The organism is Shewanella aestuarii (assembly GCF_014647215.1).
GTDB classification, from domain to species: domain Bacteria; phylum Pseudomonadota; class Gammaproteobacteria; order Enterobacterales; family Shewanellaceae; genus Shewanella; species Shewanella aestuarii.
The window spans coordinates 107,588-125,765 of sequence record NZ_BMOT01000009.1 but is presented as its reverse complement, the minus strand read 5'-3'; the positions used below and the strand labels follow the sequence as shown (position 1 = coordinate 125,765).

Here is an 18,178-nt window from a genome sequence, read left to right as displayed (position 1 = left end):
ACTTAACAACCTAAACTGAACAGGTACTTCATCAGTACTTTTTACAAAACAAGCCCAACAATTGTAGTGACTACTTTTGCAGCCACTTCAAGGTATTAACTGGCTTCAACAATGCTTTTCATATCTGTCATATAGCCACGCAATTCAGCACCCACAAATTCAACATCGGTATTGCGGATCGCATCATTCACTTCAATCAAACGTAAGTTATCTACGCCAGTTGATGTTGATTTTAAACCACCACCTAAAAACTCTGGTGACATGGCGTTAACGTAATCGCGTAATAATGGCACTGCTGCATGGTTAAATAAGTAACAACCATATTCAGCGGTATCTGAAATAACAATATTCATTTCATACAAACGCTTACGGGCAATGGTGTTAGCAATTAACGGCGTTTCATGTAATGACTCGTAATAGGCTGATTCTTCGACAATGCCAGATGCAACCATAGTATCAAATGCCAGTTCAACGCCCGCTTTGATCATCGCAACTAAGAAAATGCCCTTATCAAAGTAGGTTTGCTCATCGATGTGCTCACTAGAAACCGGTGCATTTTCAAATGCAGTTTCGTTGGTTTCTGCGCGCCAGCGAAGTAAATTGGCATCATCGTTTGCCCAGTCAGCCATCATAGTGCGAGAAAATTCACCACTGATAATGTCATCCATATGCTTAGCAAATAACGGGGCCAAGATTTCTTTTAATTCTTCAGCCATATCAAAGGCTTTGATTTTTGCTGGGTTTGATAAACGGTCCATCATGTTGGTAATGCCGCCGTGCTTAAGCGCTTCGGTAACCGTTTCCCAGCCTTGCTGGATAAGTTTAGCGGCATAGCCTGGCTCAACACCGTCAGCCACCATTTTTTCATAACCCAAAATGGCACCCGTTTGTAACATGCCACATAAAATGGTTTGCTCGCCCATTAAGTCAGACTTAACTTCAGCAATAAACGATGATAATAAGACACCTGCTCTGTCACCACCTGTGGCACTCGCATAGGCCTTAGCTATGTCTAAACCATCGCCATTTGGGTCATTTTCTGGGTGAACGGCAATCAAAGTTGGTACGCCAAAACCACGCTTGTATTCTTCACGTACTTCAGTGCCTGGACACTTAGGCGCCACCATCACTACCGTAATGTCTGAACGTACCTGCATGCCTTCTTCAACGATATTAAAGCCATGTGAATATGAAAGCGTTGAGCCTTGCTTCATCAACGGCATAACCGTATTAACAACGTTAGTGTGCTGCTTATCAGGCGTGAGGTTTAATACCAAATCGGCCGCTGGAATTAGCTCTTCAAATGTGCCAACGGTGAAGCCGTTATCTGTGGCTTTTTTCCAAGAGGCACGTTTTTCAGCAATGGCTTCAGGGCGTAAAGCAAAAGCAATATTTAGGCCTGAATCGCGCATGTTTAAGCCTTGGTTAAGACCTTGGGCACCACAACCTAAAATAACAATGTTCCAATCTTTAATATAATTGCAGCCGTCTAAGAATTCGCTGCGGTCCATAAAGCGACATTGTGCTAATTGAGATAATTGCTGACGTAAATTCAGAGAGTTAAAATAGTTAGCCATCTGATACCACCTATAAAATTCATTAATTTGAGACGCAACATTCTGACAATTAAACTTATCGGAAGTTGTGATTGGGTTCACTATAGCGCAAGCATATAATTGCTTAAAATGATATATTTGACATTTGTAATTGCAATTAATGAAATGATATAGTTTGCGATATCAAACAACACACAAAGTGCTATGGGGCGTTATGGATATTCGATCACTCAAGCTTTACTTACATTTATGTGACAGTTTGCATTTTGCCAAAACGGCCGAGCAAACCCATGTCAGCCCATCAACACTCAGCCGAGCCATGCAAAGATTAGAAGAGGAAGTGGGCTGTAAATTACTGGAGCGAGACAATCGTAGTGTGAGCTTAACCCACGCTGGTGTTGAGTTTAAACGTTTTGCTGAACAAACCTTATCTGAATGGGCACAACTGAGGCAACGAATCGACCCACAACAAAATGTGTTACGTGGCCGACTGAATATTTTCTGCTCTGTGACTGCGGCCTATAGTCATTTACCTGCATTATTAGAACGCTTCAGGCGTGAACATCCCCATGTGGAAATTAATTTAACCACAGGCGATCCCGCCAATGCGATTAATGAAGTGCAGCAAAATAAAGCCGATATTGCCATATTAGCGATGCCTGACAGCTTAGCGCCAAGTATACACTTCAGTAAAATTGATTATGTTCCGTTATCGATTATTGCACCGACTATGCCATGTCAGGTGCAACAAATGGTGTCTCAAACAGATATTGAATGGGATCAACTGCCGTTTATTGTGCCGGACCATGGTCCGGGCCGACGTCGAATTGATAATTGGTTCAAGCAAATGGGTTTTAAACCTAATATCTATGCACAAGTTGCCGGGCAAGAAGCGATTGCCTCTATGGTGGCATTAGGATGCGGGGTAGGTATTAGCCCTGATGTTGTTATTCAAAACAGTCCCGTTCGTGGACGCATTCAAATGGTGGCTTCACCTGTCGAGATACCGGGGTTTGAACTAGGCTGTTGTTGCAAAGATAAACGCACTGACGATCCCATCATCAATGCGTTTTTACAGGTCATTTAAATCGACTCGATTTTGGTGACCAAAAGTTGGTCGACTTTGTACGAATCAATGTCGACCACTTCAAACTTATAACCGGCGAAATTAACAAAGTCGGTGCGCTTGGGGATCTTCCTTAGCATATACATCATAAACCCAGCGATGGTTTCATAATTTTGGCTTTGGGGAAATACCTCAATATTAAATGCCCGCATCACATCAGTAATGGGGGTTACGCCGTCGACTAACCACGAACTATCATCACGGCTAACAATTTGCTCTTCACTTTCATGTAATGACCAGGCGCCCATTACCGCACTTTGTAAATCATTAGTGGTGACTATGCCAACCACTAAGGCATATTCGTTCATCACTACGGCAAAATCTGCGCGACTATTTTTAAAATACTCCATCGCTTCAGATAACGTCAGGGTGTCTGGAATGATCAAGCAGTTATGCACTAATGTTGAATCTTTTAGATTAATGCTTTGACCGCTGATGACTCTTAACAAAATCTCTTTAGCGTCAACATAGCCTAAAATGGTATCTAACTGACCATTACACACTAAAAACTTGTTATGCGGTTCGTCGGCAATTTTACGCTTAATCACCTCTTCAGAGTCTTGCTGCAAAAAGTAAATCAAGCTTTCACGGGCGGTCATAGCTGAAGTCACTGGCACGGATTGCATTTCAAATACATTTTCCATCATTTGCTGTTCGCCTTTATCCAAGACGCCAGCCTCCGTACCTGCACTCATAATGGCATAAATATCATCATGGGTGATTTGATCATTGCGAGTCATCGAAATGCGCAGCAATTTAAATAAAGTATTGGCCAAACCATTAAATAACCATACAAACGGTTTTAACAGCTTGATGCACAGCACCATAGCTGACACAAAATTGACCGCGACCTTTTCAGGCATCACCATAGCAATGCGCTTGGGCATTAGGTCGGCAAATAAGATAAAAAAAGACGTCACGCAAATAAATGACAATACAAAACTGCTTTGACTTACCCATTCAGGCTCAATCCAGGGTGACAATAAAGTTTCAAAATAAGGCCTAAAAGCGCCCTCACCAACAATACCGCCCATAATGGCCACTGCATTTAAGCCTATTTGCACTACGGTGAAAAAGCTGCCTGGGTGCGCTTGTAACTTAAGCACTTTTAATGCTCTAAAATCGCCCTCGTCAGCAAGGGCTTGTAAGCGAATTTTACGCGCTGCGGCCAAAGCGATTTCAGACATAGAAAAAAAGCAGCTAATAGCAATCAGCGCCATCATTATTAGAAAATTGTCTACAAAACCCATTACTACCTCTGCCCATAAATATACAGACTGATTAACGCTTTAATAAACATGGTTCAATAATGTTCAATTACAGCAAATTAACAAGAATAAAACCCCATAGCCTTATCAGCACTGAACAGATTCAGCGACTAACCTAAACACTGGCGACTTAAATATTGGAGGGGGATGTTTAAAGCGGCGTATCCTACTAGAAGAATTATCAACAAAATAGTCTACACTTAGTAAATATTGATGTTTTTTGATACGTCTCAATTAATCCATGGAAATAGGATTAATCACCGCAAAGGATTTGTTTATGGCAATTGCCTGTGTCAATACTCGCGCCAGTTGTGGCGTTGATGCCCCTATCGTCACTGTTGAAGTGCATTTAAGTAATGGTTTACCGGCATTTAATCTTGTCGGTCTGCCAGAAACCTCCGTTAAAGAAGCAAAAGAGCGTGTCCGCAGTGCGTTGATTAATGCCGGTTTTGAAGTGCCTCAACGAAGAATTACTGTCAATTTAGCCCCCGCTGACTTACCTAAACAAGGTGGCAGATACGATTTACCCATAGCCATTGGTATTTTAGCTGCATCAGGACAAATTCCCGCTAATCATCTTGCGCAATATGAATTTATTGGTGAACTGGCCTTATCTGGGCAGATCCGACCTTGCAGCGGTATTTTGCCGGCAATTATTGCGGCAAAAAATCAAAACCATCATTTATTTATGCCTCTTGATAATCGCTATGAAGCCGAACTAGTTGGCTATGAGCTATGCTACTTTGTCGCCCACTTACAGCATTTAGCCGCCTTTATGCATGGACAATCACAACTGCCCAAACTCGATAATCTTCCACAATGGATTAATGATGAACCCACAGATGAAGGCTATCATTGTATGAGTGAAGTGATTGGTCAGCACCAAGCTAAGCATGCATTGGAAATTGCGGCAGCAGGCGGTCATAACATGTTGATGTTAGGCCCACCAGGAACAGGGAAATCCATGTTAGCCAATCGCATTATTCCGTTAATGCCCAAGCTAACCTATGAAGAAGCCATTGAGGTTGCTGCAATTCATTCAGTTGCAGCCTTGCCGATAAAGCCGGCTAATTTTCTCAATCGCCCCTTTCGTGCCCCGCACCATACTTGTTCTTCGATATCATTAGTGGGTGGAGGAGCACATCCTAAACCAGGGGAAATATCACTCGCCCATCGTGGTATCTTATTTCTTGATGAAATTGCGGAGTTTCCTCGCAAGGTATTAGATTGTTTAAGGGAGCCGATGGAAAGTGGTGAAGTTGTCATATCGCGCGCAGCCGCCAAACTGACATTTTCAAGTCGATTTCAATTAATTGCGGCTATGAACCCAAGTCCCTGTGGCGATACTGAGCACGCCCGTGCCACTCCAGATCAAATTCAACGATATTTATCTCGATTATCCGGCCCATTTTTAGATAGATTTGACTTAACCATTGATGTGCCAAAATTACCTGCGGGCTCGCTGACTCAACCCCCAAAAAATAGCGAAACCAGCGCCAGCATTGCTAAGCGGGTCCAACAGGCTAGAGATACACAACTATGTCGATGCGGTATACTCAATAGCGAACTAAGCCCCAAACTACTTAACCAGCATAGTGGCATCAACCAACAAGATTTAGCCTTTTTAGAGCAAAGCGTGGTTAAGTTAGGCTTATCGGTACGCAGCTTCCATCGCATTCAACGTGTCGCAAGGACTATCGCCGACTTACAGGGCTGTCAAAACACTGAAAGAAGCCATATAGCGCAGGCATTAGGCTACCGTGCGATGGACCGTTTATTGGCAAGTTTAAGCAGGCAATAGCAAAATAACATAGCTACTGATTGAGCTAAACCTATACAACGAGTAACATAGGCCTCCATTTGCAGGAGGGATAAATGTCGTTGTTTTCACAATTTAAAGGCGCGCTAGCATTTTTATGCTACCTATTGAATACCCTATTTTGGGCGATTCCTATTCTGCTTTTTGGGATAATAAAACTTATCCCTCTGAAAATAATAGACAAAACATGCAGTTATATTACAGATAACTGCGCCTCTGCATGGATTTATGGCAACACGCTTAGCGAAAAACTCCTTCACCCTGTGACGTTTGAAATTACAGGTGATACTGATTTTGACCGTAAACAATGGTATATGGTGGTGGCTAATCATCAATCATGGGTCGATATCTTAGTATTGCAGCGCATATTAAATGGCAAAATCCCCTTTTTAAAATTTTTCCTTAAACAAGAATTGCTATATGTGCCAGTACTCGGGTTAGTTTGGTGGGCACTCGACTTTCCATTTATGCGCCGTTTTAGCAATGCGCAATTAAAAAAGAATCCGAAGTTAAAAGGCAAAGATATTGAAATCACACGTAAAGCCTGTGAAAAATTCAAAACCAAGCCTGTTAGTGTAATGAATTTTGTTGAGGGTACGCGCTTCAGTCAAAGTAAACATGACAAGCAAAGCTCGCCTTTCCAGCATTTATTAAAACCGAAAGCCGGTGGTATGGCCTTCGCATTATCAGCTATGGGTGAACACATTAATAAGTTAGTCAACGTCACCATTTATTACCCTGAAAAAGTCCCTTCATTTTGGGAATACCTTTGTGGGCAAACGACGCATATTAAAGTGGACATTAAAATAACTGATATACCGCAAACCATGCGTGGTGACTATATTAACGATCGCCAGTTTAAGATTGATTTTCAAGAGCAATTAAATCGATTTTGGTTTAATAAAGATCAACAGTTACAACAATATTATCTTGGTGATAGTGCTAAGAAAGACCTCAACACTATTAGCTGCAAGCCTGAACGAGAGGTGTAAGTTTCAATGTTATCGTTTTTACCCGGCCCTATTTTATATTTCATCAGCCTAACATTATTGATCATCAACACTGCTCTGTGGGGGTCATTAATTAGTCTTGGTGGCATTATTAAGTTATTGCTACCCATTAAAACAATTCGTTTGGGGCTATCCCATCTAATGAATCGTTTTATGTGGTGCTGGGCACTGTGTAATGGCGGTATTCTTGCCATCATTTCAAATATTGAGTGGGATGTTGAAGGGCTTGATAAACTTGATAAAAATAGTTGGTACTTACTCATCAGCAACCATTTAAGTGGTTTTGATATTGCGGCACAAACCTATTTACTGCGTAACCATATTCCCATGCTGAAGTTTTTTCTTAAACAAGAGCTTATGTACGTGCCAATTATGGGATTAGGCTGTTGGGCGTTAGATATGCCTTTTATGCACCGTACCAGCGCAGCTAAATTGCGTAAAAACCCTAAACTCAAAGGCAAGGATTTAGCCACCACGCGCAAAGCCTGTGCTCGTTTCAAACACTTACCCACCTCAATTATCAACTATGTTGAAGGTAGTCGATTTACTTTAGAAAAACATCAGCGTCAGCAGTCTCCATACAAGCATTTATTGCGTGCTAAAGCTGGCGGGATAGCCTTCACTCTGTCGGCAATGGGCGAACAATTCACCAACCTTTTAAATATTACTTTAGTCTATCCTGACTCAAAGCCCGATGAAGATATCTTATTTGGGGTAATGAATGGCAGAGTGAAAAAAGTCGTTATGAGAGTAGAGGTTTTACCTGTTCCTGAAGTGAATGCCGACGTGTATTTTTCTCAAGCTGAATACCGCGCTGAATTTCAGCGTTGGCTGAACGACCTATGGCTTGAAAAAGACGATCAAATCGAAGCTATTATGCAGCAATACAACAATAGTCATCTGCAAAATCCATAACCATAACCACCTGATCGTGATTCATTGAAGTTGACTATAATGACCTGTCAGGGGGAAATACCTAAAAATAAAATCAATGATGTATGATTATTAATTGAATTCTAACCCTTACAGGGTAATATTGTTTTTTAGCACACTTCCTATAACGATAAAAATACAATAATAAAAAGGTGTCATTTGATTTCACGCTTATTTACATTTATCTGTACAGGCTTATTTTTTGCAACATTATTATTGTATGCAACGCCAAGTACTGCGCAATATCAGGGTAAATATGGCAATATTTCTGAGATCAAATTCGAACACTTTAATAGTGAACAAGGCTTAAACCAGAACACCATCACTGATCTGTTTATGGACAGCGCAGGTATGTTATGGATTGGTACTCAGGATGGTTTACACAGCTATAATGGTGTTGACTTCCAAATGTACCTTAAACGCTCTGGCGACCCAGAAAGCATTTCAGATAACTTCATCACAGATATTATCCAATCCCCCGATGGCACACTTTGGATAGGCACCTTAAATAGTGGTTTAAACCAACTTGACCTGAAAACAGGCAAATTTACACGCTACAGTAATGACCACGGTTTAACCGACAATCAAGTCACTCATCTTGCGGTGATCGGAGAAACATTATGGATAGGCACTCGCTCAGGCCTATTCATGATGTCGCTTAAAACCCATAAAATAAGTCGCATCGGTCTAGGTAATAGTCTAGAGCCTAACATTACCAGCTTAGCGAATGTCGACGACAAATTTGTGATTGTCGGCACAGATAAAGTTGGCACTTATGCAATTGATACTAATACTATTAATCGTTTAGACATTCCAAGTGGTGTTCAAGTCAATCGCATACAATCCAGCTCTATTTTTGCAGTTTGGCTAGCTATAGATAATGAAATTTGGCGCTATAACCTTGATACTCATCAAAAAGAACTCATCTGGCAACGTCCGGATGCATTAGGCAAACAGAAAATCATTAAAGATTTTGTGGTTGTGAATGCGAATCAAATATGGGCTATCGGCAGTAATTCAGGACTTATTCAACTGGATTTTGATGGTAAACAATGGCATAGCCAGTACCATAAAAATAAGGTCAATAACCGGGAGAGTTTAATCGAGAATGATCTGCAGACCATGATGTTAGATCCAAACGGCACATTATGGTTAGGCACCAGTTTTTCCGGTATAGACAAAATTAACTTAAGTCACCAATACTTTGCGCACTTGTACGACAACAATGCCTCAAATACCCGCATGGGCAATATGATCCGTTCCATATATCGCGATCATAAACAACGTTTATGGATAGGTACCGATGGTGACGGCGCGAAATATTTAAATGATAAAAATGAATATATTTATCTAAATAGCCAATTTGCGCAGTTATTGAACATCCCCGAATCAGACCTTGACCTGCACGTCAATGATATTCAAGAAGATAGCCAGCGCAACCTTTGGTTTGCGACTACCCAAGGGGTGTTTGTTTTAGATAAGCAAGATAAATTAGTCCCAATTAAACCACATAACCCTGCGCTGCATAATGACTTAAACTTCCGTAGCATAGCCATTGATGATAAAGACAGAGTTTGGCTTTCAAGCACCTTAGGGCTATATTTTATCTCTAATGATAATCAACAAATGTTGCCCTATAACTTTGGGTTTCAAAAAGATTACTCGCCATATAAGCATCAAATTCTTACCTTACATTTCAGCGAAGGGTATTTATGGATTGGCACTATCGGTGGCTTAGTGCGCCTAAATCCGGAAGAAAAAGAATTAGTGTTTGTCAGCAATGAACCCAATAATCCCTTTAGTTTAAGTGATAATCGTGTCAGGGATTTTCTACGTACCCAAAATGGCGATTTATGGGTAGCAACACATGGTGGTATTGACAAATTAACCACAGATTATGGTATTTTTAAATTTGAACGTTTGGCAGTCAATAATGACTCAGCTATCAATACCGTTTACAGCCTGCTTGAGGATAATGATCAAAACCTCTGGCTCAGTACCAACACAGGTATTGCTCGCTATAACCCACAAACGAAGAGTTTTACCTCATTTAATACCCATGAAGGCCTACAAGCCCTCGAGTTTAATGGCGCGGCGCGATTTAAAGACGCCAATGGCGATATGTGGTTTGGCGGCGTGAATGGCATAAATTACTTTGTGCCCAGTGAGATCCCGCAGCAACGACCATCAGTCAAATTGGCTCTGACTAAATATACAATAGGTGAGCACAGTTACCCGGTGTTGGATCTCAGCCACACCCCTAAAATTGACATGCCCTATGAGAAACAGCTAATCAGCTTTGAAGTGGGCGCCCTCAATTTTAGTTATCAAAACCTCAGTCAATACAGTTACTTTTTAAGAGAGTTTGACTCGGTTTGGCATAAGTTGCCCACTGGCAGCAAAATTACCTATACCAATTTACCACCTGGAAATTACCAACTTATTGTTCGTCACTCTCTTGGGCTCAACTCCTACGATGAATACACGCTAACTGTCCCTGTTTCGGTTATCCCGCCATTTTATATGAGCCACTTAGCTTACATGCTCTACGGCATATTGAGCTTTAGTTTGCTGTCATACTTTATGTATGCAAGACATCATAAACATGAAAAACAACGGGAATTTGAGCAAAGTATTCGAGCATCAGAAGAACGCCTAAAGCTTGCATTGTGGGCATCGGGTGACGGTATGTGGGACTGGAATATTGTAGAAAACAAGGTCTACCGTACCAATATGGTGCCGCAGATGAGCTTTGGTAAATCCGATAAGCTATTAATTGATAACATTCATATCGAAGACCGTGACAGGGTCTCTAGACTATTAAAAGAACATCTTGATGGCCATAGCGAATTTTTTGAAGCCGAATATCGAGTAGAAATGGATAACGGTAAATCCACTTGGCTGTTAGACCGTGGACAAGTGGTAGAGCGCGATACCAAAAACAATCCTATACGTATGGCAGGTACCCATAAAGATATTACCAGCCGAAAAGAAACAGAAAACGAATTAAAACTCTCGTCACAGGTGTTGTTCAGTATGAACGAAGCTGTTGTGGTAGGTGAGTTGGATTACAGCGTTCGTTCAGTTAACCCTGCCTTTAGCCGTATAACCGGTTTTAAACCCCGCGATGTAGCAGGAAAACATTTCTTATTTTTAACTATGGGTAAACAATCCAGAGAGTTTTACTTAGAGATTGAAGCACAATTATTACGTCATAAACATTGGTCTGGTGAAACTCAAATACGAACTCGCGATCGTCGAGGCATTCTAGCTTGGCTTGAAATCAATCAGGTTATTGATAATAAAGGTGAAACAAGCCACTTTGTCGCGGTATTTACCGATATCACCGCCCGTAAAAAAGCCGAGGAAGATTTACGAGTACTTGCTAATTTTGACCCGTTAACTGGCCTACCGAATCGAACCTTGTTCCAAGACAGGCTCAATCATGCGATTACCAAAGCGCACAGAGCCCAGCATATTGTGGCGCTGTTGTTCCTCGATCTTGACCGCTTTAAACATATTAATGATTCTATGGGTCATCATATTGGTGATCTTTTACTTAAAGCCGTCTCTAGTCGCTTACTTAATGCCGTTCGTGAGGGTGACACTGTGGCTAGATTGGGCGGCGATGAATTCACCTTGATATTAGAAGGGGTTAAAAAGTCAGAGTCTGCCACGATTATTGCGGATAAAGTGCTGCAAGCATTTGAAACCCCTTTCTTACTGGATGATAAAACTTTAACCATTTCGCCTTCCATTGGTATCAGTCTTTACCCAAATGATGCTGTAGATGCGACGTCTTTAATTAAATATGCTGATACTGCCATGTATCATGCCAAAGCATTAGGTCGAAACAATTTCCAATTTTATACCGCTGAACTAAACCAATATGCTACTCGCCATGTACTGTTAGAGGCAGGTTTAAAACAAGCTATAGAATTGAAGGAATTATCATTAGTTTATCAACCGAAGTTTGATGTTAAAACAGAAAAAATTATCGGCCTAGAAGCCCTATTACGTTGGCACAGTAAAGAGCTAGGCTTTATTTCACCCGCTGAATTTATACCACTAGCGGAAGAAACTGGCATGATCAATGAGATAGGTCATTGGGCAATTAATCAGGCTTGTGGACAACTGGCTATTTGGCACCAAGAAGGGTTTAACCATATTTCAGTTGCCGTGAACTTGTCAGCGAGACAATTGACTGCAAACATTATTTCCACTATTGAAGTTGCATTGGCTGTCTCTGGCTTACCAGCAAATGCATTAGAGCTTGAATTAACTGAATCAATGATCATGGGAAATCCTGAAGATTCAGTAGACATTTTAACTCAGCTTAAAGCCATTGGTTTAACGATTTCAATTGATGACTTTGGGACTGGCTATTCAAGCTTAAGTTATCTAAAACGTTTCCCGATTGACACCTTAAAAATCGACCGTGAATTCGTTCGAGATATCACTGAAGATCCCGATGATGCTGCAATTACCAGTGCCATTATTACCCTAGCCCACAGCCTAGAGTTAAATGTGGTCGCTGAGGGTGTTGAAACCCATGAGCAATTGCAATTCTTAAGAAATGGTGGCTGCGACCAAGTGCAAGGCTTCTTGCTCAGTAAGCCATTAAAGGTAGATGATTGTCTTGCGCGCCTGCGCCAAGAAACCAGAGTCAGTTGATTTAGTGGATTATTTGTTGCGGCAGCTAATCCATGAATGCAAACAGAAACCTTGTGATGCGATTTTATTTAGCAAGCTGAACACCTAACAAAAAGGCCTAAATCATTAGGCCTTTTTGTCTTTTCAGCACATATCAAAACTCATCTATTACATGAAATGCGCGATACTCATCATAAGCAAACTGATCAGTCATGCCACTGATGTAATCAATGATAAGACGAGTACGATAATAAAACTCTCGGCAGTCTTCATCGGCAAGTTGTGTAGGCACAACACTGTCAGTCATCGCTGATTGATAGGCCGCGATATGCTTGGATGAGAGCTTTTTAAATAAGCGCTTAGGGTAAATAGGAATAGCAATCTGTTTATCTGAGTCAGTTTGTTCACCATATACCAATACATTAAATTGACTACGAGTGAGAGCAAGCAAGGGCTTATAGCAATCAAGTAAACCACTGATCACCCTGTAACCTTGTAGTTCACGCGCTTCCACCTCTGGATGACAAAACGCTTGCTCTAGCGCAACCCGCTTAAACGTTTCAACAATCATATGATTAACACTGTCGTCTTCAATCAAAGCATGATTAAAGCTGCCATTGAAGACGGCCTCAATATTGTCCAGAAAGCGTTTTTGAGCGTGTTGAGGTAAACGGCTATTCACCCCTACGCGTAAAAACACAAAAAACATGCTGTCACTGCCTTTGGCGCTTTTGCTGGCTTTATCTAGCATTAATCCCATGACTTCACGTTCTTCATCGCTTAAGTGGGTCGTCAGATCGCTGAATTTTGTTACCAAGGCTTGTTTCATCTGCGAGACCGTTAATACGCCTTTTTCAACCGCATCTTCTAAATCAGCAATACCGTAGGAGATATCATCGGCGGCTTCCATAATGTACGAGAATGGAGAGCGACAATGGGGCGCTATTTCAAGTGTCTTTTGTAACTCGGCAATGAATGCCGTTTCACTGAGGTAATAACCGACTTTTTTCTTTAAATAACTGTGGGGATCATTATCAGCTTTATTGGGTTTAGGTTCAGTGCCGCAGCGAGTATATTTCATAATCCCTGATGCTTGTGAATAGGTCAGATTAAGCTTTAATAAGGTATGAATTAATCGAATGCCCTGTGCATTACCTTCAAAATGAATTAAATCTCTGGCAATCTCTTGTGGAAGTGTTTTGGCATACACTTGTGTGTAAATGGCGGCGATATGTTGTTGCAACCAGTCGATCATTGCCGCTTCACCAAAATGTCCAAATGGCGGATTGCCGACATCGTGCATTAAACATGACATTTCAACAATCGTTTCTAACTCACGCGCTAAGGTTTTTAAACCATAGTGCTGATCTTCAGAATCAAAGCGCAACAGGCCATCGCAAATAAGCTGACTGATATAGCGGCCAACTTGCTGCACTTCCATAGAATGGGTTAAACGACTGCGAACCGCAGCATTGCGCTCAAGAGGAAATACCTGAGTTTTTTGTTGTAATCGTCTAATGGCAGCAGAATTAATAATACGGCCGCGATCACTTTCAAACTGCCTTAAAATAGGTCCTGTGGAGGGTTTGTACTGAAAAGGTCTTTCGGCTTTAATTTTTGTCTTAAAGTGCATATCAAGAACCTAGGTATAACTGGGTAAATTATTGTTTCAAAAATACAGTAGTACTCTTTTAATATCAATGTATTAAATATTACAACTTGCTATGGGATTGTTGAGCTTATCAGATAAACAGCCCCTAGGTAAAAGCTGAGAAGAATGTGGGGGAATTGAGCAATAAAAACAAAGTAGCAGGAGTCTAACATCGATTAACAATAACAACGGCCGCCCCGCTCTCCTGCAAGGCTTCAATTAACTTAAATGATGGATAATTTATCTCAAGCTTCATGCACTATTCTGCTGCATGAATTGTGATAGAATCAACACCCACTTTACCTCAACCATTAACATAGGGTCATGCAATGAATCCAATTATTGCCATCTTAAAAGAGCACGATGTCAACGATGCAAAAATTAATGAGCTATTTCAAGCGTTAACTCAAAACCCATTAATGGCTATGAGCATTGTGGGACAATTGGGCATCCCAGCTGAAAAATTACAACAATTAATGGCTTTAGTGATGCAAAATCCTGCACTGATTAAAGAAGCCGTCGTTGAATTAGGCTTAGATTTTTCTAAAGTTGAAGCCGCCAAAGCACAATTACAACAGTAACGCTGGCTAACAAAAAGAGCAACGTCAACAAAGGCTTTGCTCTTTAGTATAAATCGACTTATTAAGCTGTTTCTTGTCACTAAGCCTATTGATTTCTTGGCGAATAAATGGCATTAAATCACTGGCAAGCAAACCGACTTTTCCCGATACCTTTACCGCCTCATCAGCAGCTTGACTATGCAGTTGCACTCCTATAACCGCCGCATCTAAAAGCGCGTATCCTTGAGCAAGCAAACTGACAATCACACCAATTAACACATCTCCCATGCCTCCGGATGCCATTCCTGAGTTACCCGCTAAACAAACATACACTTGCTTACCATCACACACTAGTGTGCCAGCACCTTTCAAAATCGTTACGCCGCCAAATCGCTGCTGCAATTCTCGCACAGCAGCAAAACGGTCACGCTCAATTTCTGTCACTGAACATTGTAATAGTCGCGCCGCCTCGCCGGGATGAGGAGTAATAATGCGATTGGTGTCATAGTTTGGGACTTTTGCCAACAGATTTAGCCCATCGGCATCAAATACTTTGGGCTTATTACTAGCGCAAATTGCCTCAAACAGCGATTTAGCTGGTGTATTAACACCTAGACCTGGGCCTAATGCAATCGCGCTCGCCCAAGTAATTCGTGACTCAACATCTTCACTGCCGATCCAATCCTTACACATCACTTCAGCACAATGCGATAACAGCGCAGCATAGTTTGCTTGATGAGTTAATACTGCTGTTAATCCCGCACCGCTGCGAGCACATGCCATTGAACTGAGGATAATGGCACCGCCCATTCCCATATCACCACCCACTAACAACGCCTTACCATGGTGACCTTTATTGGCCGTATGTTTACGTGCAATGACTGCGCGGGTTAATATTGACTCGCTTATCGAAAACACTTTTGCCTGCTGCAGGTGCTTAAACTCTGCCTCTACCCCCAAACCATGAAAATGTAACTTACCTATGTAATCTCTAGCGCTAGCAGTAACTAACCCTTGCTTGATACCGATAAAACTCACGGTATGGTTTGCCGCCACACAAACGCCCAATACCGCTCCGGTATCAGCACACAAACCTGAGGGAGTATCGACGGCAATCACTTGTGCATCATGTAAATTAATCAGACTAATCAAAGCCGCAGTTGCCTGCTTAACCGCGCCCTTAAGACCTGTACCAAGAAGCGCATCAATGATCACATCAACATCTGCTTCAATTGTATCTTGCGCGGCTTGTATGGTTCCCCCCGCTGAGACATAATCAAGGTAGGCTTGGTATGCATCACCCACCAGCTGATTCGGCTGATGGGTTGACCATACTGTCAGCTTAATGCCAGCTTGCAGTAATAGCGTCGCTAACACGTAGCCATCACCACCATTATTACCGCCACCACAACAGACTAATACATGCTTGGGCACTGGATAATATTGCCTAAGGATTTCAAAAACCGCTGTTCCAGCTCGCTGCATCAAGTGGTACAAGCTTATGCCCGCTTGCCCTGCCGCCAGGATTTCACCCTCTTTTACCTGTTTAGCGGTATAGAATTCATTAGGTAACATCATATTCTGCAACAATTATTTGATAAAGGTGGTGTTATTAGCATATCGCAAAATTCAACATAAACCTCAAAAACGATCAAATATCCACAGTTAATTCCAACCTCAGATAATGTCTATCTGGTGGCGCTTTAAGTCGCTAACAATAGTCCATTAACGTCCTAGAAACTCGTTAACCCACGCAGGTAAACTTCAGTTCACCTGCAGCAACCTTAATTTTACTGGTCTATCCAATGCCCAGCCAAGCTATCTGAGCTATACAAATTGGTCAGTTTTTTGCTAAAGTCTCGCGAACTTTTGGTTAAGAGATTGCAATTGTGTTGAGAGAACGCTTTAAAGATATCAATATCAAAGGTGATTTGTTTGGTGGTGTTACCACAGCAATCATTTCCTTACCCTTAGCGCTTGCCTTTGGTGTGGCATCTGGCGCAGGTGCCGAAGCGGGTTTATGGGGCGCTATTCTTGTTGGTTTTTTTGCCTCACTTTTTGGCGGCTCATCGACGTTAATCTCTGAACCGACCGGCCCAATGACGGTGATCATGACCGCTATTTTAACCTCTATGGTGGCCAAATATCCTGAGTCAGGAATGGCAATCTCCTTCACGGTAGTGATGATGGCCGGTGGATTTCAATTTTTAATCGGCACGTTAAAACTGGGTAAATACGTCACCTTAATGCCCTATAGCGTGATTTCAGGTTTCATGTCAGGCATTGGTGTCATTTTAATTATCTTGCAGTTATCACCTCTGCTAGGACACGCCGCACCAGCAGGCGGTGTCATAGGCACTTTATCTTCATTACCAGATATCTTAGCCAACATAAAATTCAGCGAGTTATTGTTAGGTTTACTCACTTTAGCCACCTTATTTTTGTTCCCTAAACACCTGCGTAAATACGTTCCGGCACAATTAGTCGCTTTAGTCGGCGTCACATTATTGTCTATCATCTTCTTCGATACCGACAGTATTCGCCGCATCGGAGAAATTCCAGCAGGATTACCCTCTTTAGTTATTCCGCACATCAATGCGGATATTTTCATGACTATGGTCATTGATGCCCTAGTGTTAGGCACTTTAGGCTGTATTGATACTTTACTGACTGCTGTGATTGGTGATTCACTCACCCGTAAAGAACACGACTCAGACAAAGAATTACGCGGGCAAGGTTTAGCCAATATGATTTCAGGATTATTTGGCGCACTTCCTGGCGCAGGCGCAACCATGGGCACAGTGACCAACATTCAGGTTGGGGCTCGCTCACCTTTATCCGGTATTACTCGTGCTGCGGTGCTAGCCTTGGTGGTATTAGTTGCTGGCGGCCTAACCGAACCCATCCCTATGGCAGTATTAGCAGGCATTGCGGTTTACGTTGGTTTTAATATTTTGGATTGGAGTTTTATCCAACGCGCGCATAAGGTCAGTGTTCAAGGCATGGCAATTATGTACGGTGTTATGCTACTGACAGTATTTGTTGACCTAATTGTCGCGGTAGGGCTTGGGGTCTTTATTTCTAATATCTTGATTATCGAACGCTTAAGCCGCGAGCAAGCAAGGCAAGTCAAGGCCATCAGCGATGCTGATCAAAACGTTGTCCCCCTCACCCAAAGTGAGCGCGGCTTGCTTGATCAAGCCAATGGCAAGGTGCTGTTTTTCTACTTATCTGGGCCAATGATTTTCAGCGTGTCTAAAGCTATATCCAGACAACATGCCAGCATTGCAGAATATGAAGCGATGATCCTCGATTTAACTGATGTCCCCATGATAGATGTCACTGTAGGTTTAGCACTTGAAAACGCGATAAAAGATGCACAGGATGCGAATTGTGAAGTATTTTTACTTTGCCCCAATCAACAAACTCAGGAACAACTGCGTAAGTTCCATGTAATAGACTCCTTACCTGATGAAAATGCATTCCGATTTCGCTATGAAGCATTACAAGCAGCATTGAAACACGTACAAGCTAAAGACTAATCAATCGGCCAGAACGATAGCATTATTTATCTGTTTGTTTTCAATCAAAGATATGCCTGT

The 18,178-nt window shown here is 41.9% G+C and carries 11 protein-coding genes; 7 read left to right on the top strand and 4 right to left on the bottom strand.

The window, feature by feature from the left end; all coding sequences use genetic code 11:
- Positions 1-95 precede the first annotated feature (95 nt).
- Positions 96-1,577 (bottom strand): ketol-acid reductoisomerase, encoded by a 1,482-nt coding sequence (gene ilvC / locus IEY03_RS13595; RefSeq protein WP_188842607.1) that lies wholly within the window; start codon positions 1,575-1,577, stop codon positions 96-98.
- Positions 1,578-1,770: 193 nt separating this feature from the next.
- Between ilvC and ilvY the strand changes: the two genes are divergently transcribed.
- Positions 1,771-2,643 carry an HTH-type transcriptional activator IlvY gene (gene ilvY / locus IEY03_RS13590; RefSeq protein ID WP_188842604.1) on the top strand — a complete coding sequence of 291 codons (873 nt, stop codon included), beginning with the start codon at positions 1,771-1,773 and terminating at the stop codon, positions 2,641-2,643.
- Here the strand turns inward: ilvY and paeA are convergent.
- Positions 2,640-3,932, bottom strand: coding sequence for a polyamine export protein PaeA (gene paeA, locus IEY03_RS13585; RefSeq protein ID WP_188842602.1), 1,293 nt, complete (start codon positions 3,930-3,932; stop codon positions 2,640-2,642). The two genes, ilvY and paeA, sit on opposite strands and share 4 nt — an antisense overlap.
- A 295-nt stretch (positions 3,933-4,227) precedes the next feature.
- Here paeA and IEY03_RS13580 point away from each other — a divergent pair, with 295 nt between their 5' ends.
- The 4 genes from IEY03_RS13580 (at position 4,228) to IEY03_RS13565 (ending at position 12,386) form a co-directional block, all read left to right on the top strand.
- Positions 4,228-5,751: a YifB family Mg chelatase-like AAA ATPase gene (locus IEY03_RS13580; protein WP_188842600.1), complete on the top strand. Its 1,524-nt coding sequence runs from the start codon at positions 4,228-4,230 to the stop codon at positions 5,749-5,751.
- A gap of 74 nt (positions 5,752-5,825) precedes the next feature.
- Positions 5,826-6,761: a 1-acylglycerol-3-phosphate O-acyltransferase, YihG family gene (yihG, locus tag IEY03_RS13575; RefSeq protein ID WP_188842598.1), complete on the top strand. Its 936-nt coding sequence runs from the start codon at positions 5,826-5,828 to the stop codon at positions 6,759-6,761.
- A 6-nt stretch (positions 6,762-6,767) separates the two neighbouring features.
- The gene (gene yihG / locus IEY03_RS13570; protein ID WP_188842596.1) at positions 6,768-7,694 is read left to right on the top strand and encodes a 1-acylglycerol-3-phosphate O-acyltransferase, YihG family; all 927 of its coding nucleotides are present in this window, start codon (positions 6,768-6,770) and stop codon (positions 7,692-7,694) included.
- Positions 7,695-7,871: 177 nt separating this feature from the next.
- Entirely contained in the window at positions 7,872-12,386 is a 4,515-nt protein-coding gene (locus IEY03_RS13565) for an EAL domain-containing protein (RefSeq protein ID WP_229778335.1), read from the top strand.
- A gap of 133 nt (positions 12,387-12,519) precedes the next feature.
- Here IEY03_RS13565 and dgt read toward each other — a convergent pair whose 3' ends face one another.
- A complete protein-coding gene (gene dgt, locus IEY03_RS13560; RefSeq protein WP_188842594.1) occupies positions 12,520-13,998 on the bottom strand; it encodes a dGTPase in 1,479 nt (492 codons plus the stop codon).
- A gap of 347 nt (positions 13,999-14,345) precedes the next feature.
- Between dgt and IEY03_RS13555 the strand changes: the two genes are divergently transcribed.
- On the top strand, positions 14,346-14,597 hold the full coding sequence (locus IEY03_RS13555) for a DUF2999 family protein (RefSeq protein WP_188842592.1): 252 nt from the start codon (positions 14,346-14,348) through the stop codon (positions 14,595-14,597).
- A 24-nt stretch (positions 14,598-14,621) separates the two neighbouring features.
- Here IEY03_RS13555 and IEY03_RS13550 read toward each other — a convergent pair whose 3' ends face one another.
- On the bottom strand, positions 14,622-16,154 hold the full coding sequence (locus IEY03_RS13550) for an NAD(P)H-hydrate dehydratase (RefSeq protein WP_188842590.1): 1,533 nt from the start codon (positions 16,152-16,154) through the stop codon (positions 14,622-14,624).
- A 311-nt stretch (positions 16,155-16,465) separates the two neighbouring features.
- Between IEY03_RS13550 and IEY03_RS13545 the strand changes: the two genes are divergently transcribed.
- Positions 16,466-18,118, top strand: coding sequence for a SulP family inorganic anion transporter (locus tag IEY03_RS13545; protein WP_188842588.1), 1,653 nt, complete (start codon positions 16,466-16,468; stop codon positions 18,116-18,118).
- The last annotated feature ends 60 nt before the right edge of the window (positions 18,119-18,178 follow it).

Bases quoted from the DNA above. Each gene is read 5' to 3' on its own strand.
- ilvC (WP_188842607.1), bottom strand. From the start codon at position 1,577: ATGGCTAACTATTTTAACTCTCTGAATTTACGTCAGCAATTATCTCAA.
- ilvY (WP_188842604.1), top strand. From the start codon at position 1,771: ATGGATATTCGATCACTCAAGCTTTACTTACATTTATGTGACAGTTTG.
- paeA (WP_188842602.1), bottom strand. From the start codon at position 3,932: ATGGGTTTTGTAGACAATTTTCTAATAATGATGGCGCTGATTGCTATT.
- IEY03_RS13580 (WP_188842600.1), top strand. From the start codon at position 4,228: ATGGCAATTGCCTGTGTCAATACTCGCGCCAGTTGTGGCGTTGATGCC.
- yihG (WP_188842598.1), top strand. From the start codon at position 5,826: ATGTCGTTGTTTTCACAATTTAAAGGCGCGCTAGCATTTTTATGCTAC.
- yihG (WP_188842596.1), top strand. From the start codon at position 6,768: ATGTTATCGTTTTTACCCGGCCCTATTTTATATTTCATCAGCCTAACA.
- dgt (WP_188842594.1), bottom strand. From the start codon at position 13,998: ATGCACTTTAAGACAAAAATTAAAGCCGAAAGACCTTTTCAGTACAAA.
- IEY03_RS13555 (WP_188842592.1), top strand. From the start codon at position 14,346: ATGAATCCAATTATTGCCATCTTAAAAGAGCACGATGTCAACGATGCA.
- IEY03_RS13550 (WP_188842590.1), bottom strand. From the start codon at position 16,154: ATGATGTTACCTAATGAATTCTATACCGCTAAACAGGTAAAAGAGGGT.